The following is an 18,200-nucleotide window of genomic DNA, read 5'->3' as shown; positions in this document are numbered from 1 at the left end:
ATGCGAGTCATCGGCCTGATGTCCGGGACGTCGTACGACGCGATCGACGCGGCCGCCGCGGACCTGCGGCTGGACGGGGACCGGTTGGTGCTGACACCGCTCGGTCTGCTGAGTCAGCCCTATCCTTCCTCGGTTCGTGATGCGCTGGAGGGGTCATTGCCGCCGGCAAATACGTCGATGGAGCAGGTGTGCCGGCTGGACACCGGGATCGGGCAGGCGTTCGCGGACGTTGCGCGGCAAGCGGTGGAGCAGCTGTGCGGCGGCTCGGCAGACCTGATCGTGTCGCACGGTCAGACGGTGTTCCACTGGGTCGACGGCGGTACGGTCCGGGGGACGCTGCAGCTCGGCCAGCCGGCGTGGATCGCCGAGGCGACCGGGACGACGGTGGTGTCGGACCTGCGAGCCCGCGACGTCGCAGCTGGCGGGCAGGGTGCGCCGTTGGTGAGCATCATCGACGTGCTCTGGTTGCGCGGGCGGACCGGCGTACCGATCGCGTTGAACCTCGGCGGGATCGCGAACATCACCGTGGTGCACGGCGAGCCGGTCGCGTTCGACACCGGGCCCGCGAACGCGCTGATCGATGCCGTCGTGACCGAGCTGACCGGTCGGCCGTACGACGTGGACGGCGCGATGGCCGGTCGTGGCCGAGTGCACGGGGAGCTGCTGAAGCGGTTGCTGGACGAGCCGTACTACGCCCGGTCGGCGCCGAAGAGCACGGGTAAGGAGCTGTTCAACCTCGCGTGCCTGGCTGGGGCGCTCGAAGGGCTGTCGTCGGAGGTCCCGGCGGACGACCTGGTCGCGACGGTGACGCTGCTGACCGCCCGGACCGTCGCGGAGGCGGTACGGCGGTACGGCGGAACCGAGGTGGTCGCGTCCGGGGGAGGGATCCGGAACCCGGTGCTGATGCACATGCTGGCGTCGGAGCTCGGGTCGGTGCCGGTCCGCAGTACCGACGAGCTGGGGTTGCCGTCGGCGGCGAAGGAGGCGTACGCGTTCGCCGTACTCGGGTTCCTGACCGTGAACGGGCTCGGCGGGACGGTCCCGAGCTGCACGGGTGCACGGCACTCGAGCGTCCTCGGGTCGATCACTCCCGGAGCCCGGGGACTGCCGGTTGTCGCGGGAGACCCGCGACCCCCGGTGAGTCTCCGGATCGAGTGACTCACACCACCATCGCCGAGCTACCACGCGCACGCGACACTAGTCTCGTGACGAGGCTCTTCGTGGTGACGGGTGCGCCCGGTTCCGGGAAGTCGACGGTGGTGCCGGAACTGGTGCGGTTGAGTCCAGGCAACATGGTCGTGATGGACATGGACGAGTTGCTGGACGATCACGGCCGCTTGCTCGGGATCGACATCGCGACTCCGACGGCGTCGCCGATCTGGCCGGCGTACAACGCGCTGTGGTTGCGGATCACCGAGCTGATCCGCCGGTCCGGGATCCCGGTGCTGCTGCTCTCGCCGGCGCTGCCGAAGGAGCTGCCCGAGGGGCGGTGGCTGCATCTGGACTGTCCGGACGACGTACGGCGGAAACGACTGGCCAAGCGCGGCTGGCCGGAGTCGCAGATCGAGGAGGCGATCGCGGACGCGGCCGAGATCCGGATGCACGTGCCGCGCTCGGTCCGTGGTGACGTGTCACCGGAGCGGTCGGCGAAGGGCATCCTGGACTGGATCCGCGGTGAGCGGCTCGGGAAGACGCTGGGGTTGTGGGGACGGCTGCGGAGTTGACCTTCGAGTTGGTGCAGGGCTGAGGGTCGCGGCATGAGGTTGACGATCAGTGAGTTCTCCCGGCTGGTGGGCCTGGCGCCGAGCGCGCTGCGCTTCTACGACGACTGCGACGTGCTCCCGCCCGCCGAAGTCGACGTAACCAATGGCTACCGCTACTACACCCCGTCCCAGGCCCCCCGAGCCCGCCTCCTCCGCAACCTTCGCGAAATAGGCCTCCCCCTCCCCGAAGTCCGCACCGCCCTGGACGCCGACCCCGCCGCCCTGGCCGCCCAAATCCAATCCCACCTCCGCACCGTCGAAGCCAAAACCACCGCCACCCGAACCGCCGCCGACCACCTCCTCTCCACCCTCCTGGCCGACCGCACGGTCGCCGTCCTAGGCGCCCCCGAACTAGCCAGCGCCATCCGCCAGGTAACCCCCGCCGCCGCTTCACCTGATGCCGATCCCCAACTTGTGGTGTTGGAGTGTGTGCGGTTGGAGCTGACCGCCGACGAGGTGCGGTTGGTGGCGACCGATCGGTATCGGTTGTCGGTGCGGACCGTTCAGCCCGTGGACTTCAGTGGGGCGCCCACGAGTGTGCTGGTGCCGGCGACCGAGCTGACTGAGTTGATCCGGTGGCTGACCGCCGGGGAGCAGGTGAGGGTCGAGGTTGCCGGTGGCGAGTTGGAGCTCGCGCGGGACGGGGAAGTGCGCGGGCTGACGGTGGTTTCGGGGGAGTATCCGGCGTACCAGGGGATTCTGGATGGGCTGACGCCGCCGACGTGTCGGGTTGTGATGGATCGGGGTGGGTTGCGGGCGGTTCTGGAAGGGCGGGATGTTGTTGCCTTTCACATCGACCCGGTGGAGCTCCGGATCGACGGTGAGGTGAAGCTCGACGTGATCGGGTCCGGGTCGGCGCGGATCGGGTTCACGGCGGGCCTGCTCGCGGCCGCGTTGGAGGCGAGTGTCGGGCCGGACGTGCTGCTCGAGATCGGCGCGTCCGACCGGCCGGTCGTCGTACGCTCGGCCGACCAAGGCACGTTCACCACGCTGGTGATGCCTGTCCGGCTGGACGGGTGAACCGGCCGTACTACGGCTGGCTGGCAGGGTCCACACTCTCGGCGTTCGGCGACAGCGCGCTCTTCTTCGCGCTCGGCTGGGCCGCGACCGGGATCGCCCCGCACGTCGCGGGCCTCGTGCTGACCGCGTTCACCCTGCCGCGCGCCGTACTCCTGCTGCTCGGCGGCGTCCTCGGCGACCGCTGGGGTCCCCGCCGCATCCTCATCGCTTGCTCGGCGATTGTCGGCACCTGCTGCTTCGGCCTGGCTGCCGCCGTAGCACTCGCCGGCACCTCAGCCACCCTCTTGATCCTGACCGCAGCCGCCATCGGGACCGTCGACGCCTTCGCCCTCCCGGCAGCCGGCGCCCTGCCGCGCCTGTTCGTCACCGACGACGAACTGCCAAAGGCAATGGCCCTGAGTACGTCGGCCAACCAGCTCGTGAGACTCGCCGGCGGCCCGATCGGCGGACTCTTCGTCGCATCCCTCGGCCTGGCCGGCGCACTGACGATCGACGGCGCGACCTTCGCCGTACTGTTCTGCGTCCTGCTCGCCATCAAGCCGCCGTACGACGTGAAGCCGCAGTCGGACCGCAAGTCGGTGGCCCGCGACGCCCTCGACGGCATCCGCGTCGCCTGGTCGGACCCGACCCTCCGAACCATCCTCCTCGTGGTCGCCGTCGTCGCCGCCTTCGTCCTGCCAGTCACCTCGCTCTGCATCCCGCTGTTGGCCCGCACCCACGGCTGGCCCGCATCCCAGACCGGCGTGGTCGTCGGCGCCACCGTGGCAGGCAGCCTGCTCGTGACGCCGCTCGTCGCGCGCTTCGGCACCTTCACGCGCTCGGGCGCCGCCGCCGGCCTCGGCTGTCTCCTCGCCGCCGCAGGCATCACCGCCCTGGCCCTTGCCTCATCCCCCTGGCCAGCCACCGTCTCAGCCCTCCTTCAAGGCCTAGGCGTAGGCCTCTTCACCTCCCACCTAGCTCCCCTCTTCGTCCGCGCCACCCCCCGCTCCCACCTGACCCGCCTCCAGTCCCTGCTGTCCCTCGCTCAGACGATCCCGTTGATCGCCTCCACCAACCTCCTGGCAGCCCTCGACATCCACCACGCCCTGATCCTCAGCGCCACCAGCACCGCCCTCGCCGGCCTCGCACTCTTCTCCTTGGAACGCAGGCACCTCGAACTGGTTCTGTAAGACAATTTGTCTTACATTGGAGGTATGGCAGACACGATCACCATTCGCACCGATGCGGAGACCGAGCATGCACTGGAGGTTCTGACCCACGACGGCATTTCCCGTTCGGCGGCTGTCCGGCAGGCGGTACTTGAAGCTGCGCTGCGCCGGGAACGGGCAGCCACGATGCGCCGTGCTGTCCTGCGGATGCCGCTCGGTGAGCCGGACGGCATCGACGTCGCCGCGGAGATCTCCCGAGCCCGCGAGGGTGAGCGCTGATGATCTATCTCGACTCTGCGGCGATCGTGAAGCTCGTACACGCGGAGAGCGAGTCGCAGGCGCTGCGTGACTGGCTTGACGAGCGAGCCGAGACAGGGTGGACGAGTTCTGTCCTGGCGGAGATCGAGTCGTCCCGGGCGCTCGGTCGATACGCGCCAGGTGCAGTCTCCCGGCTCCACCCGGTTCTCGACCTGATCGACCTGGTTGAGCTGGACGCCGGAACCCGCATCCTGGCCCAGACGGTCCGGCCGGCGACCGTCCGCACCTTGGATGCCATTCACCTGGCCACGGCTCTCCGCATCCGCCCCAGCCTCACCTCGTTCGTCACCTATGACAAACGCCTCGCCGACGCGGCGCGAGCCGCCGAACTGCCCGTCGATGCACCCACCTGAGTTGGTGCGGGCTGAGGCCATCATCAAGTCTTGACAACACGTTGTCTATATGACAACATGTTGTCTATGACGAAGACAGCTTATGTGGGTGTTTACGAGACGTGGGCGGACTGGGAGATCGGGCATCTGCTGGTCGAGTTGCGGACCGGGCGGTTCACCGGGGAGCAGTGGGAGATCGTGACGGTGGGGGAGACCGCGGAGCCGGTGACCACGATGGGTGGGTTGCGGGTGGTGCCGGATGTGGTGGTGGGGGACGTCGAGCCCACGGACGGCGATCTGCTGGTGCTGGCTGGGTCGGCGCTGTGGGATGAGGGGCAGGGGGAAGCGTTCGCGAAGTTGGCGCGGCGGTTCCTCGAGGCCGGCATTCCGGTGGCGGCGATCTGTGGGGCGACAGCTGGGCTGGCGCGTGAGGGGCTGCTCGACGAGCGGAAGCACACGAGCGCAGTCAAGGAGTACCTGTTGGCGACCGGCTACCAAGGTGGCGACAACTACGTGGACGAGCGCGCGGTCGTCGACGGCGATTTGATCACGGCCGGTCCGGATTCGCCGGTGCAGTTCGCGCGGGCGGCACTCGACCGGCTCGGGCTGGCGGACGAGAAGAAGCTGGACGCGTACGAAGGCGTGTTCCACCGCGCCGACCCGTCGTCGTACCCGGCTCTGGTCGGCTGATGACTGTTCCACCACGCGAGGACTGGCCAAAGCCGGATCCGCAGTCGGAAGGTGGTGCGCTGGTGACGGACGTCGTCCTCGCCACCTTCCGGCTGAACGCGCGGCTGATGGAGGCCGCCCAGGACCTCGCCGCGCACGGCGGGCTGACCGCCGCGTGGTGGCAGGTCCTGGGCGGCGTCCTGGATGAGCCGCGATCCGTCGCGGAGGTCGGCCGCATCATGGGCGTCAGCCGGCAGGGCGTGCAGCGGATCGCCGACCTGCTGGTCGAGCGCGGCCTGGCCGAGTACCGCCCGAACCCGGCCCACCGCCGCGCCAAGTTGCTTGCCTGCACCGAGGCCGGCTACTGGGCGATCCGGCAGATCTCGTTCGCCCAGCACCCGTTCGTCGACAGGCTCGCCGCCACCGTCGATCTCGACGCGCTCCGTACGACGCTCACCACCATGCAAACCCTGATCACCACGCTGGAAGAAGCCTGACTGCCAGGCTTCGCCCGTAGGTGTGATGCGTGGCGAACGTCAGCCGCGTCCCGGTCACCGTCCGCACCACCTGCACACCGGGAACGGTGGACTCGGCCTTCAGGTACTGCGCCCACAGGTTCACCGTGACCGTGTCGCGCGCCGTGGTCGGGTCGGCCGCGGCCACCGTGATCGAGCCGTCCTGCTGTCGTTGCAGCAGCACCGACGCCGGTCCGTCGATGGTGAGGCCAGGCAAGTTGTGCTGACCGGGACCGAAGGTGTTGGCGCCGGTCAGCCGCAGTCCGACATGCGTGATCGCCTGCAATCGCGGAGTGTTCGACAGCACGACCACGCGTCCGTGCTGGTAGGACCGCAGCCCGGATTCCGTTGTATTGGGCACCAAAGCGTAGGCCAGTGAGCGCTTGGACCCGGCCGGTTGTGCGACCGTCAGCCCGAAGACCTGCTTGGTGGCCGCGGTGTCCGGGTTCGACGTCCGCACCACCCGCCGGCTCCGCGTCACCTGCTCCAGACCCACCGACACCTGGCTCGGCTGCAAGAAGTAGTACCCGATCGACGTTCCGCCGTTCGCGTATCGCAGCCACCACGGATCCGTCGTACCCGTCCCGGTCCACGCCGTGCCGTCCCGCCGGACGCCGGTGATCGACACCGCATCACCCGGAGCCGCGAGACGGGTGTCCAACGTCGTCGTCACTGCGCGAGTGTCGTCGGTGACGCCGGCTGCCAGTACGACGATCTCGTCGTCGAGCATGAACCACGACTTGGTCGCCTCGGCGTTGCGGTAGACCACGAAGTCGTCGGGCAGTTGGTCGCGCGACTCGTAGGCGAAGTCGCTCGACTGGACCCACCCGACCGCGCCGTAGGCGTCGAGCGTCGCGCCGCCGGAGTACGCGTTCGTCCCGACCGGGAAGTACACGTACCTGTTCTGCGACTCGCTCGACGGCGTGAAGTTCAGCGGGTGGTCCGGGTTGTCGTAGTACGCCGTCCCGTACAGCTCCGGGATCGACTTGCGGGCCTCGACCGGCGCGGTCACACCACCGAGCGCGTACGGCGAGACCGTCGTGAAGTAGTCGATTCCGAACGACTGGGTCTGGTCGTGGCCGGCCAGGTAGAGATAGTGCGCGCCGTCACCCTGGAACCACGGCAGCAGGTTCTCGCCGCTCATGTACTCGTACTTGCTGATCCGCTCCGAGTTCCGGGCCAGCGCGAAGGCGTACCCGGGTCGCCGGTGCACGGTCCGGTCCATCGCGTTGAACGCCGTACTGCTCGCCGCCGGGTTGAGGTCGGCCGGCACGATGGCCGGGTCGGCCTTGAGGTCGGCGAACCGGGCGATGCTGACCGGTGAGACGAAGCTGACCGGGTTGATCGTCGGCTGCGCGGTGAACTTCGCGAACGCCTTGAGCCGGTTCGCGTCGTCGCCGGTCGCGTAGTCGGCCAGGTCGACGATCGCCTCGACCACGACCGCCACGTCGGCGTACCCGGTGGTGGTCCTGGAGACCGCGCGGCCCTTGACGATCTCCATCATCCAGCCCTCGAAGATCAAGGGCGCGAACCCGTGCTCGACCCAGCCCTGGACCACGCCGACCAGGTCGTCGCCTTGGGCGTACTCGGTGCCGGCCAGCACCTTGATGGTCTGGACGACCCGGCTGAGGAGGCCCTTCCCGTACGAGCCGGTGTATGCGACGGACGAGTGCTGGATGAACGAGCCGTCGGCGTAGTAGCCGTCGGTCACGCCGTGCTGGAGGTTGTACGGGTCGACCGTCGCGAACACGGTGAACTGGTCCTGCAGCGCCTTCCGGATCCGCGCGTCGTCGCCCATCAGCGCGCCTTGGAGGATCCGGTTGGCGGTGATGTCGACGAGGTTCGCGCCGGTGTGGAACCGCGAGTCGAGGTCGACGTCGCCGTCCTTGCCGTTGCGCAGGTAGGCGTCCATCGAGGGGACGTACTGCGCGATCAGCGCAGCCGGCGCGTCGAGCAGGGCGAGCGTCTTCGACACGTGGGTCGAGATGCCTATCTCCCACGTGAACCAGTTGCCGTAGTACCCCTTCGACTGGTCGCCGTAGTAGTTCTCGTGCAGCCAGGCGAGCTTCTCGGCGACCCGGGCGCGCACCTGCTCGTTGCCCTGCAGGTCGGACGCCTGACCGGGGCGCTTGGTCGCGAGCGCGATCTCGTAGAGGTGCTGGTACGACGCATTCAGATTCGGATCGCTGGTCCCGAGCGGGAGACCGGCGAAGAGCTCGTTCGCCTGCGCCCGATCCATCGCGGCCAACCAGGTCCGCGCGGTCGCGTCCAGGTTGGCGAGCTTCGCCGCGACCTCGGGCCGGGCGTTCGACTCCGCCGTACCGGCGTAGACCGCGACTGCGTTGGCGAGCAGCTGACTCGCGTCAGCCTCCAAGGCAGCAATCGTCGCGCCGGCGCGGGCGGTCGGAGCAGGATTGACCGCGGTCAACAGAGCGGTAGCAGGCACAAACGACAGCAGGCGGCGGCGGGTGATGTCCACTGATACTCCCGGGCGGATGGGAAAAACCTCACCCCGGGAGTCAATCAGCCGGAACTATCCTTCGGCAAGCGCTTGCATGCTGATGATTCAGGAACCGCCGGCGCCTACGAGTTGGCCGTCGAGGGAGAGGATGCGGGTTGGGCCGGCGGCGGGGATGAGGAGGGCGGCTTGGTAGAGGTAGTCCTGGTGGATGGTCTGGGTGTACTTGACCATGCTGCTGAAGGCGGTCGCCTCGCCGCTGGTCCAGTAGGCGTTGGAGCCGGGCTCGACGCGCTGCAGGTACTGCTCGGTGAGGGAGAGGAAGACCAGGGCCTCGCCGGTCGAGGTGATGAAGGTGAGCGGCTCGCCGGTCGCCGCGAAGGTGTCGGTGACGCTCGCGATGTACGTCTCCTGGGCGTCCGCCACCTTCGACTTCGCGCGCCGCTCGAGGAGTGACGTCGTCCCGGGGGAGGGGGTGAACAGCCTCGACTTCCCGCCGGTCGAGAGGTACGACGCGAGCGCGGCGCCGACCGTGGACGGCTGACTGACAAGCTTGTCGAGATCGGTCTGGTCCGGCGTCCGCAGGCCTTCCATCGACGGGAGCTTCACCGTCTTGAGCGGGTAGACCGAGTTCGTCAGCAGCCACGGCGCGCCGGCGCTCTGCCGCTGCCAGACGCCGAGTTGGCGGCTGCCGGGGTCGGTCGAGACACCGGAGCTGACCACGAACCGCATCGGGTACGACCCGAACTCGGGCGCCCCGATCTGCGGATCGGTGTACGTGAACGGCTTGCTCTTGTCCTTGCCGGCCGGGTCGAGCTTGGCGCCGATCAGGTACCCGGCCCGGGTCTGGGCCAGCGTCGGGTTCGCCTCGAAGGTCTCGGCGAGCTTGGCGTCGCGGGCCTGGTTCGCCTGGTTGTTGACCTGGTTGTACTTCGCGACCACGGCCTGCGCGTCGGCGAGCGTGACGGCCGGCCGGGTCTCCGGTGCGGCCACGCTGTTCTTGGCCGGCAGCAGTCCGCAACTCGTTGTCGTGAGCAATAAAGCGCCGCTGGCGAGCAGCGCGGCGGTCTTCCGGACGGCCTCGTCGCTGCGCTCGAACTCCGGCGACTCCTCGAGCCGCACGGTCGCCGGCTCCTCGTCGTACTCGGTGATCGCGTAGCTGATCTCGTGCCTGGTCTCACAGGCGCTCTCGTACGGCGTCTCGTCGTACGGCGCCTCGTCGTACAAGGGCTCGTCGTCGCCCCGGACCGCGCCGACCGCGACCAGGAACGCCGGCGACTTGGCCCTGGCCACCGCGGACGGCGTCATCAACATCGGCGCAGCGCCGACCGGCTCCGGAAGTAGTGGCTCCGGCCGCCGCACGACCGGCTCCGCCGCAACAACCGGCAGAGCGGAGGGCTGGGACGGCGGCGCCGCGGCAAGCGCGGGCGACAGGCGGGCGATGGGTGCGACGGCGACCGACTGGCGCCGGCGGAAGGTCAGGACCAGGCCGAGGGCGAGCACCAGGAGGCCGGCGCCCAGCACCAACAGGCAGACCCCGAACGCCCGATCCACCTCGACACCGAACTGCACATCGGCGCCCACGGCAGGGGTCCCGTCCGCGTTCATCACGACCACGTCGTACCGGCCGTCCTGGATCGGCCAGGCGACCGACTGCCTGCCGGAACCGCTGGCCTCCGCGACCCACCAGTCGAGGTCGGCCGGCGGCGTCACCCGCGCGCTGCGGCCGCGCATCTCCTGCGTGCCGAAGGTGGCCGGCGGGTCGAACCAGATCAGTCGGGTGTGGGCCGCGCCGGACAGGTAGTCGGCGACGTCCAGGTCCTGCCCGACGCCGACGAAGACCGGTTTGTCGCCGGTCGCGGTCACGTGCAGGGTCGGTCCGTGCCGGTCGAGCAGGTCGGGCGCGGTGATGACGGCCAGGCCTTGGCTGGTGAACTGCCGGCTCGCGGTGGTGACCGTGTTGTCCGGGCCGACCAGCCAGAAGGCGGCGACCGCTCCGGCGAGGGTGACCACCAGGCCGGCCAGAGTCAGCAACAGGCCCAGGGCGGTGCGGGCGAAACGCATGAAGAGGCTCCCGTTGGTACGACGAGCCCGGCCCGCGGCGGGTGACCGGGCAACGGGCTCCAGGGACGGGCCCTCTTCGGGTCCCGTCGTTCACCCGTTGCCCTGGATAACTGATCGCACAAGGATCTGTTACTGTTCCAGAATTAACGAATGGCGATTCACAAACTCGGAGGTGGTGGAGTGGCCCGGCCGCGGCTGGTCAGTGACGACGCGATCCTGGACGCGACTCGCCAGGTGCTCGCCGAGCTGGGACCGGTGAAACTGACCCTCGCCGCCGTCGGCGAGCGGGTCGGGCTGGCCCCGCCGACGCTGATGCAGCGTTTCGGCTCCAAGCGCGGCCTGCTGCTCGCCTCGGCGGCCCGGTCGCCGCTGATGGTGCTCCGCGCGGTCGAGGAGGCGGAGGCGCGGAGCACCTCCCCGCTCGCGTCCCTGCGGGACTTCGCGCTCACTGCGGTTGCCCACATCAAGCACCGCGAGGAGCTCGGCAACGGTCTCGGCTTCGTCCAGCTCGACGTCGCCGACGCGGAGTTCCGGGCGCACGCGCTGGCGCACTCCGCGGCGATCGTGGACAGCTGCGCCCGCCTCTACCTGGCCGCCCGGGAGGCCGGTGAGCTGCGGCCGGACACCGACGTACCGGCGCTGGCTCGCCACACCCTTGTCTGTTTCAACGGCGCGCTCCAGGTCTGGGCGGTGAACGGCTGGGGCTCGCTGCGCGAGTTCATGACCGAGCAGCTGGACCTGATGATCGCGCCCTATCTCTGTCAGGAGTGAGGATGTTCTTGCGGGTGTTCGTGTTCTCCCTGGTCACCTTCGTCTTCAGCGGCGTGCTGAACGCGCTGCAGGCGGCGACCGGGCCCGATCCGGACCTGATCCAGCTGGTTCAGTTCGCGCCGGCTCTCGGCGTCGGCGTGATGTTCTTGCTGTTCCGCCGTACGACGCGGGTCGATGCGCGGTTCACCCCGGTCGCGGTGGCCGCCGGGCGGAGCGCGTTGGTGGTCGGCATCGTGATCGCGACGCTGCTCGCCTCGGTGCTCGTCCACGTGCTCGCCGGGCGGGACTGGCGGGCGGACAGCTTGCCGTTCCCGTTCGGAGTGCTCGTGGTCACGATGATCATCGGCGCGGCCGGTGAGGAGCTGGGCTGGCGTTCGTACCTGCAGCCGTACCTGCAGACCCGGTTCTCGGTACTGCGTTCGTCGCTGATCGTCGGCCTGCTCTGGGGCTTCTGGCACATCGGCGGGTTCCAGCACGGGCTCGTCTACATGGGGCTGTTCGTGGTGATGGCGACCGCGATCTCGGTGGTGATGGGCGCCGTACTGCAGGAGGCCCGCCGTACCAACCTCGTCGTCGCGACCGCCGCGCACGCCGCCGTCAACCTCGGCATGATGCTCGTGTTCGTCGAGGAGTCCGGCGCGGTCTTTCCGATGGCTGTGGTCGCAACCCTGTGGACGGTCGCGGCGACCGCCGTCCACCTGACCCTGCGCGGCCGGGGCGCTCCGGTGCGTACCAAGGTGCTCCAGGCAACAACCTGACGATCGTCAGGGCACGGGCAGGACTTTGGCTCACTGCGGTCGCTTGTGGTCGCTCCTAGCATCGAGTCCATGACACGGAGGTACGACGGAGTGCGTCGGGTACTGGGTTCGGTCGGCGCGCTGGTGCTGGGGACGGTTGTCGTCGTACTGCTCGCTCCGGGCGGTTTGGGGACGACCGTCCCGGTGCGGGTGACGTCCGGCGACTCCGCGTCGGCGTTCCGGAGGTTGAATGAGGTGGTGGCGGACGCGCCGTCCTGGGTGGGGTCGTTGGCCGACCGCGCGGGTGATGGTCTGGTGGTCGCGCTGGGGCTGCTCCTGCTGTGGACGGCGTACCGCTATCGCGACGCCCGGACTCTGGCCGGCGTACTGCTGACCAGCGTCGGGACGGTCGTCGCCTACGGCCTCAGTGAGGCGTTGAAGCTGGTGGTCGACCAGGCACGTCCGTGCCGCACGGTTCCCGGCGCCGAAGTGATTGCGCACTGTCCCGCGGTCGGTGACTGGTCCTTCCCGAGCAACCACGCCACCCTCGCGGTCGGCCTGGCCGTCGGCATCGCCATGTTGGGTCCCCGGCTCGCCGCCCTCGCCTTGCCGCTGGCAGCCGGAGCAGTGCTGGCCCGAGTCGCGGCAGGCGTCCACTACCCCCACGACGTCGCCGCCGGCGCCACCCTCGGCGCAACCGTCGTCATCGCCCTCCTGCTCGTCGCCATGCCACTCACCACCAAACTCGTCAGCCTCCTGCTCAACCGCGAGCCCGCCGGACACTGGCCTAGCTCAACCGTTTGATCAACCCGAAAAGGCGGATTGTCGGAAGTAGGGGTCCGAGGCAACCAATCCGAAACGACGAAGAGCCCGGGTCCTGAAGACCCGGGCTCGAACTATGTCCTGACAAATGGAGCGGGTGACGGGAATCGAACCCGCACTGTCAGCTTGGGAAGCTGATGTTCTGCCATTGAACTACACCCGCATGCTTGGCGGTCGGACCAGCAGGCGGAGACGAGCATAGCCGATGCCCGGTCCCCGGGCCACGCCGCCCCCGGCGCGCCGCCGCCACTGCACCCCATCAGGCGGACTTTGTGCACCACCCGAGTGCGTCGGCGCGCTCCGGACGGAAGTCTCGTGCACAAAGTCGGACAGGCGAACTGATGCCGGATGCATCGAAAACGGGGTGGTGGGCGGTTTGCGGGATGGGTTCCTGGGCAGTTTTCCACAAAGGGCGCGCCCAGGACTGGGCAGGTCCGGCATCTTCTGGCAGATTAGAAACGCGTTGCCGGGGGCAACATTTCGACGCAACGTGAGGATGCGGTCCGCACCTGGACCGGACAAGATGGTTGCGGGGCAACTGGATGAAGGGGTGAATGGTGGCAACAGACACGAGTGACGTGCTGGACAACCTGGAGAAGGAGCTCGTCACATTGGGACGGCGGCTGCGTGGTCTGCAGCGGAGGCTGTCCGACGACGCGCACCCGGACCTGGAGCCGGCGCAGTACGCGTTGCTGAACCACGTCGAGGAGCTGGCGCCGGTGCGGATGGCCGACCTGGTGGCTGCGCTCGAGGTGGACAAGGGCCCGGTCAGCCGGGCCTGCGCGCGGCTGGAGGAAGAGGGTCTGCTGAAGCGTGCGGCCGACAAGTCGGACGCCCGGGCGACCCTGCTGACGCTGACCGCGGCCGGCAAGCGCAAGCTCGCGGCAGCCCGGAAGAAGCGGCACAAGGTGATCGAGGACCTGCTCAAGGACTGGTCGCCGGCGCAGGTGAAGACCTTCGCCACCCAGGTGTCGCGGTTCAACAAGCTGTCCGGCTGAGGTAGCCGCACCTGAGGCGGGTTCGTTGCCTCAGGCCCCGAGGTCGCCGGGACTCCGCAACGGTGCCGGCGGATCGGGTACGACGGCCGGACGAGGGACGAGGTGGACGCGGAAGGGCCCGGAGGAGTGGTGACGCCGGAGAGCTGAGGGCTCCGGACAACCGCCCCCGGGCACCGCGATCCCGATCGTGGGCCGGCTGTCGACGGACGAAGGTCCGGTGTGGTCGCCCGTCGGCGGCCACACCAGGACCACCCGGGCCAGACCGGAATCCGAGGCTGGCGCTGGGCTGGGGGACGAGGCGCTGCTAACGTGCGGTCGTGCTGCTCTCCGACCGTGACATCTTGGCCGAGCTCGACGGGAAGCGGGTTCAGCTGGACCCGTTCGACGCTGCGATGGTGCAGCCGTCGAGTGTCGACGTCCGCCTGGACCGGTTCTTCCGGGTGTTCGAGAACCACAAGTACCCGCACATCGACCCCGCCGAGGAACAGCCCGACCTGACCCGGATGGTCGAGCCGGAGGGGGAGGAGCCGTTCATCCTGCACCCCGGTGAGTTCGTGCTGGGATCGACGTACGAGCTGGTGACACTGCCCGACGACGTGGCGGCTCGGCTGGAGGGCAAGTCCTCGCTGGGCCGGCTCGGGCTGCTCACCCACTCCACCGCCGGGTTCATCGACCCGGGGTTCTCCGGGCACGTGACCCTGGAGCTGTCGAACGTGGCGACGCTGCCGATCAAGCTCTGGCCCGGCATGAAGATCGGCCAGCTGTGCTTCTTCCGGCTGTCCTCCCCGGCCGAGCACCCGTACGGCTCCGCGAAGTACGGCTCCCGCTACCAGGGACAGCGCGGCCCGACGCCGTCTCGCTCGTACCAGAACTTCCACCGCACCGACGTCTAGTGCCGACGAAAGGCCCCGGTCGATCGACCGGGGCCTTTTCGATGCTCGACGTCAGGCGGTGGGCGTCAGCGCGATCAGGATCGTGTAGAAGCCGCTGCCCATTTTGTTCTGCAGGTAGGTTCCGCCGTACTGCGTGACCGCGACCGGCGACCGCATCGTGCCGTCGAACAGGGACATGTCCGAGCCGTTCGCGCTGCCCGGGTCCGGACCCTGCTGCGTGGCCGAACCCTCCGACGGCGTCGAGGACGGCGTCGAGGACGGCGTGGAGCCGTCGGTCGGGGTCGCGCCCTCCGACGGTGTGGACAGTCCGCTCTTCACGTCGTTCCCGGTGGCGGCGTCCATCAGGACCGGCTGGGTGTCGGTCTGCGCGTAGACGATGCCGTGGAAGGCCGCGGTGACGCTCGGGATGATCCGGCTCGCGGAGTCCTTGGTGTAGCCCCAGGTCTTCTTGCCGGTGGTGTCGTCGAGGCCGAGGATCTCGCTGCTGTTGCCCTCGCCCTGGGTGCAGACCACGGCGTTCGCCCGGTCGCCCAGGCACCGGTAGTTGATGTCGTCCTCGACGAGGCTCGACTTGGTCGGTACGACGGCGCCGGTCGCGATGTCGACCGAGTACAGGACGTTGTCGTACTTGTCCTCCATCCCACCCGTCTCCACGTAGGAGTGACCGCTCAGGTAGGCGCGCTTGGTGCCGCCTTCGCTCGCCGGGAACAGGTAGTCCTGCTTGGTCGGGGTCTGCTTGGTGATCTTGCCGCCGGCGCCGTCGGCGATCACGATCGTGCCGTCCTTCGCGCTCTCGTTGTTGCCGCCCTTCGAACCGGCGACGATCCCGTTCAGCACACCGGCGGGCCGGACCAAGGGGATCAGCGTCGACTTCTGCGTCTTCGGGTCGGCGTAGACGGTGACCACGTCGGCCTTCTTGGCGGCCGCCTGGGAACCGGCCGAGACACCGATCGCGACCTGACCGGTGGCGGCGTCGTACGCCTGGCTCACCACGTCGTCGCCGCCCTCGCCGGGGCCGAAGACCGGGGTCAGGTCCGCGACCACCTCGGCGACCTTGGTGCCTTCGGCGGCGTCGATCCACTGGACCACGACCTGGCCCTTGGACTTCTGGGTCCCGTTGCCCTTGTCGTTCTGGATGTAGGCCATCACGACGACGTCCTTGCCGTCGACCTGCACCCCCATCGGCTTGCTCAGGTCCAGCGTCTCGGTGGTCTCGGCCGCCTCGGTGGCGGGGTAGAACCAGGCCTTGCCCTGGGCGGCGATGTTGCGGCCGCTGACACCCTCCAGGCCGGCGATCAGCGTGGTCTGCCCGACCATGCCGGCGGTGAACGTGTACTGGTTGTCCTTCTTGGTCGGCTCGACACCGAAGGCGGAGCTGGTCGCGAAGGCCTTGGGCGGGTCGAACGATGCGACCTGCGGGGCCGACGGGGTGCTCGACGTCTGGTCGCCGCCGCTCGAGGAGTTGGAGTCGGAGCCGTTGTCGTCGCCTCCGCCGCAGCCGGCCAGGAGGACGAGGGCGGTGGCGGCGGTGGCGACTGCTTTTGCGGTCGTCGGACGCAGCATCGTTGGTTACTCTCCCGAAGTCAGAACCCGGAATGATCGCCTGAACGCTAGCAGTGACTCCGGGTCCTCGCGGCCACCAACCCCACGCGCTGCAGGAACCTGCAAACCCGGGCTGTCGCGCAGGTCACCGCGCTCATCAGTGGACCTGCGATCGGACGACGGTGAGCCCGGGCCGGCGGTTCCGCTGCTGCGGCTCGAGGCGGTCGGCGAGCCGGCGCAGTACGGCGGCCAGTTCGTGCCGCGGACCGCTGACCCGGCCGGCCTTCGCGGCCGCTCGCAGTTCGTTGCGCTGGGCCCGCTTCTCGGCGGCGTGGATCCGGTCCTCGACCCGGTAACGCGCGACCTCTTGGTACTCGGTGATCATCGTCCTGCTCCCCTCACGTCATCCCCGTGCTGGTTTTCGGCAGTGCTTCGCCCAGGTCCCGCCGGACCCCTTCGCCGGCGGGACCTTCTGGGTGGATCGGTCAGGCCTTGACGACGCTGATGTCGCCGGAGACCGTGCGGGCCCGCAGCATCAGCGCGCGTTCGCCCTCGGCCGGCTGCTCGCCGGGCTCCAGATCGCACCGGATCCGCCCGGTGACGGTCTTCAGGTCCAGGTACGCCGGGACGCCGTCGGGCACCCCGATCTGGACGTCGCCACGCGCGGTCTCGGCCTGGACGCTGGGTCCGTCGGCGAGCTCGACCCGGACGTCGCCGGAGCCGGAGGTGGCGACCGAGTGGTCCCGGATCCGCTCGATGGTGATGTCACCCGAGCCGACCTTGACCGTGGTCCGGCCGGCCGCGTCGCCGATCCGGACGTCACCGGAACCGGTGCTCAGACCGAGCGCGTCGCCGGCCTCGTCGATGTCGATCGACCCCGAGCCGGTGCCGGCCCGGACTGCGCCCGCTGCGTGCCCGACCCGGACGTCACCGCTGCCGGTGCTGACGCCGAGGTCACCCTCGACCCGGTCGAGCGTGATGCTGCCGGAGCCGGTGCCCAGCCGGGCGGTGCCCAGCGGCATTCGCGAGGTGATGTCACCGGACCCGGTCTTGATCCGGGCGTCCAGGGTCGCCGGGGTGGCGATCCGGACCTGGATCTCCGGGCCGCGGCGGACGTCGCGAGGACCCTCGACGATCAGCTCGCCGTCGCGCACCTCGAAGATGACGTCGTTCTCGTCGCCGGAGCTGACCTCCAGGTCGACGATCGTCTGGTCGCCGTCGGCCGGCCGGATGTCGACCAGGCCGGAGCCGATCTCGATCCGGAGCCGGTCGATCTTGCTCGCGTCCTCGGTCAGTTGCGATGTGAAGCTCACTGGACCCACCCCGTCATCCGCTGGCCCGGGCCACGGCGCCCGCGGTCCCGGTCACGCCGGCCTCGGTCCCGGTCCCGGTCCCGGCCGCGCCGGCCGCGCTCCGGTCCGAACACGCCCTCGTCGCCGAACGGGCCGTCGGGGCCGAACACACCGTCCGGTCCGAAGACGCCGTCGGGACCGAGTGGGCCGTTCGGGCCGAGCGGGCCCTCAGGCCCGAAGAAGCCGCCCCGCGGAGCCCGCGGGGGCCGCGGCGGGCGCGGACCACGGCCGCCTCGGCCCCGGTCGCTCAGCGCGGTCATCACGGTGCGCATCAGCCACGCGTTCGAGGAGATGCCCTCGGCCGCGGCGGCCTCGTCCACCTTGTTCTTCACCGACATCGGCAGCCGCAGCGTGATCCGCGCGGTCGGCTCGTCCGCCTCCGGCGCGATCGCCTCGGCGGGCTCGTCGGTCTCCTCCTCGTCGATGTCGTCATGGTCGTCGGGTCCGGTCAGCTGGCTCGGGGCCGGCGTGACGACGAACTCGGGACGGCCGCCGGCCATCCGGAGCTCGACCGAACCGGGGGACAGCTCGCGGCTGATCTCCCCGGCGGCGTCGGACAGGGCTGAGATGAGGGCCAGCCGGCCCGCGTCATCCAGCGTGGCTCCGAGGCGCTGCGCCACGGAGCGAGTCTGGTCGTCGGCCAGGGCGGTGGCGTTCTCCACGCTCCGCCGGACCGATTCGAGATAGTGATCAAGTTCCATGACTGCAACTATGACGTCATCATGACGTCACTGTCAACCCTTTCTGATGTCATGACGCCGCCACGGCAGAATGGAGGGCAGTCGACGACAGGGAGAG

19 protein-coding genes and 1 tRNA gene are annotated in these 18,200 nt (G+C 69.3%); 13 read left to right on the top strand and 7 right to left on the bottom strand.

Features of this window, described 5'->3' with window-relative positions:
• From ACIBL3_RS01490 to ACIBL3_RS01455, 8 genes are all read left to right on the top strand, one after another.
• Positions 1-1,158, top strand: coding sequence for an anhydro-N-acetylmuramic acid kinase (locus tag ACIBL3_RS01490; protein WP_396351190.1), 1,158 nt, complete (start codon positions 1-3; stop codon positions 1,156-1,158).
• Between the two features lie 47 nt (positions 1,159-1,205).
• The gene (locus ACIBL3_RS01485) at positions 1,206-1,724 is read left to right on the top strand and encodes an AAA family ATPase (RefSeq protein WP_396351189.1); all 519 of its coding nucleotides are present in this window, start codon (positions 1,206-1,208) and stop codon (positions 1,722-1,724) included.
• Positions 1,725-1,757: 33 nt separating this feature from the next.
• Positions 1,758-2,783, top strand: coding sequence for a MerR family transcriptional regulator (locus ACIBL3_RS01480; protein ID WP_396351188.1), 1,026 nt, complete (start codon positions 1,758-1,760; stop codon positions 2,781-2,783).
• Positions 2,780-3,952, top strand: a complete 1,173-nt coding sequence (locus ACIBL3_RS01475; RefSeq protein ID WP_396351187.1) for an MFS transporter — start codon at positions 2,780-2,782, stop codon at positions 3,950-3,952. The genes ACIBL3_RS01480 and ACIBL3_RS01475 overlap by 4 nt, the downstream gene beginning before the upstream one ends.
• Positions 3,953-3,976: 24 nt before the next feature.
• A complete protein-coding gene (locus tag ACIBL3_RS01470; protein WP_396351186.1) occupies positions 3,977-4,210 on the top strand; it encodes a hypothetical protein in 234 nt (77 codons plus the stop codon).
• Positions 4,210-4,602 carry a type II toxin-antitoxin system VapC family toxin gene (locus tag ACIBL3_RS01465; protein ID WP_396351185.1) on the top strand — a complete coding sequence of 131 codons (393 nt, stop codon included), beginning with the start codon at positions 4,210-4,212 and terminating at the stop codon, positions 4,600-4,602. The genes ACIBL3_RS01470 and ACIBL3_RS01465 overlap by 1 nt, the downstream gene beginning before the upstream one ends.
• Before the next feature lie 66 nt (positions 4,603-4,668).
• A complete protein-coding gene (locus tag ACIBL3_RS01460; RefSeq protein WP_396351184.1) occupies positions 4,669-5,271 on the top strand; it encodes a DJ-1/PfpI family protein in 603 nt (200 codons plus the stop codon).
• Positions 5,271-5,747, top strand: a complete 477-nt coding sequence (locus tag ACIBL3_RS01455; RefSeq protein ID WP_396351183.1) for a MarR family winged helix-turn-helix transcriptional regulator — start codon at positions 5,271-5,273, stop codon at positions 5,745-5,747. Before ACIBL3_RS01460 ends, ACIBL3_RS01455 begins: the two co-directional genes overlap by 1 nt.
• Here the strand turns inward: ACIBL3_RS01455 and ACIBL3_RS01450 are convergent.
• Entirely contained in the window at positions 5,725-8,244 is a 2,520-nt protein-coding gene (locus ACIBL3_RS01450; protein WP_396351182.1) for a polysaccharide lyase family 8 super-sandwich domain-containing protein, read from the bottom strand. The genes ACIBL3_RS01455 and ACIBL3_RS01450 overlap by 23 nt on opposite strands.
• A gap of 87 nt (positions 8,245-8,331) precedes the next feature.
• Positions 8,332-10,287, bottom strand: a complete 1,956-nt coding sequence (locus ACIBL3_RS01445; protein WP_396351181.1) for a hypothetical protein — start codon at positions 10,285-10,287, stop codon at positions 8,332-8,334.
• Positions 10,288-10,437: 150 nt separating this feature from the next.
• Here ACIBL3_RS01445 and ACIBL3_RS01440 point away from each other — a divergent pair, with 150 nt between their 5' ends.
• The 3 genes from ACIBL3_RS01440 (at position 10,438) to ACIBL3_RS01430 (ending at position 12,599) form a co-directional block, all read left to right on the top strand.
• Positions 10,438-11,058: a TetR/AcrR family transcriptional regulator gene (locus tag ACIBL3_RS01440; RefSeq protein WP_396351180.1), complete on the top strand. Its 621-nt coding sequence runs from the start codon at positions 10,438-10,440 to the stop codon at positions 11,056-11,058.
• 2 nt (positions 11,059-11,060) lie between these two features.
• Positions 11,061-11,816 (top strand): CPBP family intramembrane glutamic endopeptidase, encoded by a 756-nt coding sequence (locus ACIBL3_RS01435; RefSeq protein ID WP_396351179.1) that lies wholly within the window; start codon positions 11,061-11,063, stop codon positions 11,814-11,816.
• A 69-nt stretch (positions 11,817-11,885) separates the two neighbouring features.
• Complete coding sequence (locus ACIBL3_RS01430) at positions 11,886-12,599, top strand: phosphatase PAP2 family protein (protein WP_396351178.1); 714 nt, start codon at positions 11,886-11,888, stop codon at positions 12,597-12,599.
• Between the two features lie 107 nt (positions 12,600-12,706).
• Here ACIBL3_RS01430 and ACIBL3_RS01425 read toward each other — a convergent pair.
• Positions 12,707-12,780, bottom strand: a tRNA-Gly gene (locus tag ACIBL3_RS01425).
• 391 nt (positions 12,781-13,171) lie between these two features.
• Here ACIBL3_RS01425 and ACIBL3_RS01420 point away from each other — a divergent pair.
• Both ACIBL3_RS01420 and dcd read left to right on the top strand, forming a co-directional pair.
• Complete coding sequence (locus ACIBL3_RS01420) at positions 13,172-13,615, top strand: MarR family winged helix-turn-helix transcriptional regulator (RefSeq protein WP_396351177.1); 444 nt, start codon at positions 13,172-13,174, stop codon at positions 13,613-13,615.
• Between the two features lie 317 nt (positions 13,616-13,932).
• Positions 13,933-14,508: a dCTP deaminase gene (dcd, locus tag ACIBL3_RS01415; protein WP_396351176.1), complete on the top strand. Its 576-nt coding sequence runs from the start codon at positions 13,933-13,935 to the stop codon at positions 14,506-14,508.
• A gap of 51 nt (positions 14,509-14,559) precedes the next feature.
• Here the strand turns inward: dcd and ACIBL3_RS01410 are convergent, their stop codons facing one another.
• The 4 genes from ACIBL3_RS01410 to ACIBL3_RS01395 form a co-directional block, all read right to left on the bottom strand.
• The gene (locus tag ACIBL3_RS01410) at positions 14,560-16,071 is read right to left on the bottom strand and encodes a hypothetical protein (protein ID WP_396351175.1); all 1,512 of its coding nucleotides are present in this window, start codon (positions 16,069-16,071) and stop codon (positions 14,560-14,562) included.
• A 136-nt stretch (positions 16,072-16,207) separates the two neighbouring features.
• A complete protein-coding gene (locus ACIBL3_RS01405; protein ID WP_396351174.1) occupies positions 16,208-16,435 on the bottom strand; it encodes a hypothetical protein in 228 nt (75 codons plus the stop codon).
• A gap of 100 nt (positions 16,436-16,535) precedes the next feature.
• On the bottom strand, positions 16,536-17,363 hold the full coding sequence (locus ACIBL3_RS01400) for a DUF4097 family beta strand repeat-containing protein (protein ID WP_396351173.1): 828 nt from the start codon (positions 17,361-17,363) through the stop codon (positions 16,536-16,538).
• Complete coding sequence (locus ACIBL3_RS01395; protein WP_396351172.1) at positions 17,360-18,103, bottom strand: Arc family DNA-binding protein; 744 nt, start codon at positions 18,101-18,103, stop codon at positions 17,360-17,362. The genes ACIBL3_RS01400 and ACIBL3_RS01395 overlap by 4 nt, the downstream gene beginning before the upstream one ends.
• Positions 18,104-18,200 lie beyond the last annotated feature (97 nt).

It is taken from the genome of Kribbella sp. NPDC050124 (assembly GCF_044460355.1).
Taxonomy (GTDB): Bacteria; Actinomycetota; Actinomycetes; order Propionibacteriales; family Kribbellaceae; genus Kribbella.
This window is presented reverse-complemented; position numbering and strand designations above follow the sequence as displayed.

What these genes read in the sequence shown, in the direction of transcription:
- ACIBL3_RS01490 (WP_396351190.1), top strand. Translation starts at nt 1, where the DNA reads ATGCGAGTCATCGGCCTGATGTCCGGGACGTCGTACGACGCGATCGAC.
- ACIBL3_RS01480 (WP_396351188.1), top strand. Translation starts at nt 1,758, where the DNA reads ATGAGGTTGACGATCAGTGAGTTCTCCCGGCTGGTGGGCCTGGCGCCG.
- ACIBL3_RS01470 (WP_396351186.1), top strand. Translation starts at nt 3,977, where the DNA reads ATGGCAGACACGATCACCATTCGCACCGATGCGGAGACCGAGCATGCA.
- ACIBL3_RS01465 (WP_396351185.1), top strand. Translation starts at nt 4,210, where the DNA reads ATGATCTATCTCGACTCTGCGGCGATCGTGAAGCTCGTACACGCGGAG.
- ACIBL3_RS01460 (WP_396351184.1), top strand. Translation starts at nt 4,669, where the DNA reads ATGACGAAGACAGCTTATGTGGGTGTTTACGAGACGTGGGCGGACTGG.
- ACIBL3_RS01455 (WP_396351183.1), top strand. Translation starts at nt 5,271, where the DNA reads ATGACTGTTCCACCACGCGAGGACTGGCCAAAGCCGGATCCGCAGTCG.
- ACIBL3_RS01445 (WP_396351181.1), bottom strand. Translation starts at nt 10,287, where the DNA reads ATGCGTTTCGCCCGCACCGCCCTGGGCCTGTTGCTGACTCTGGCCGGC.
- ACIBL3_RS01440 (WP_396351180.1), top strand. Translation starts at nt 10,438, where the DNA reads ATGGCGATTCACAAACTCGGAGGTGGTGGAGTGGCCCGGCCGCGGCTG.
- ACIBL3_RS01435 (WP_396351179.1), top strand. Translation starts at nt 11,061, where the DNA reads ATGTTCTTGCGGGTGTTCGTGTTCTCCCTGGTCACCTTCGTCTTCAGC.
- ACIBL3_RS01430 (WP_396351178.1), top strand. Translation starts at nt 11,886, where the DNA reads ATGACACGGAGGTACGACGGAGTGCGTCGGGTACTGGGTTCGGTCGGC.
- ACIBL3_RS01420 (WP_396351177.1), top strand. Translation starts at nt 13,172, where the DNA reads ATGGTGGCAACAGACACGAGTGACGTGCTGGACAACCTGGAGAAGGAG.
- ACIBL3_RS01410 (WP_396351175.1), bottom strand. Translation starts at nt 16,071, where the DNA reads ATGCTGCGTCCGACGACCGCAAAAGCAGTCGCCACCGCCGCCACCGCC.
- ACIBL3_RS01405 (WP_396351174.1), bottom strand. Translation starts at nt 16,435, where the DNA reads ATGATCACCGAGTACCAAGAGGTCGCGCGTTACCGGGTCGAGGACCGG.
- ACIBL3_RS01395 (WP_396351172.1), bottom strand. Translation starts at nt 18,103, where the DNA reads ATGGAACTTGATCACTATCTCGAATCGGTCCGGCGGAGCGTGGAGAAC.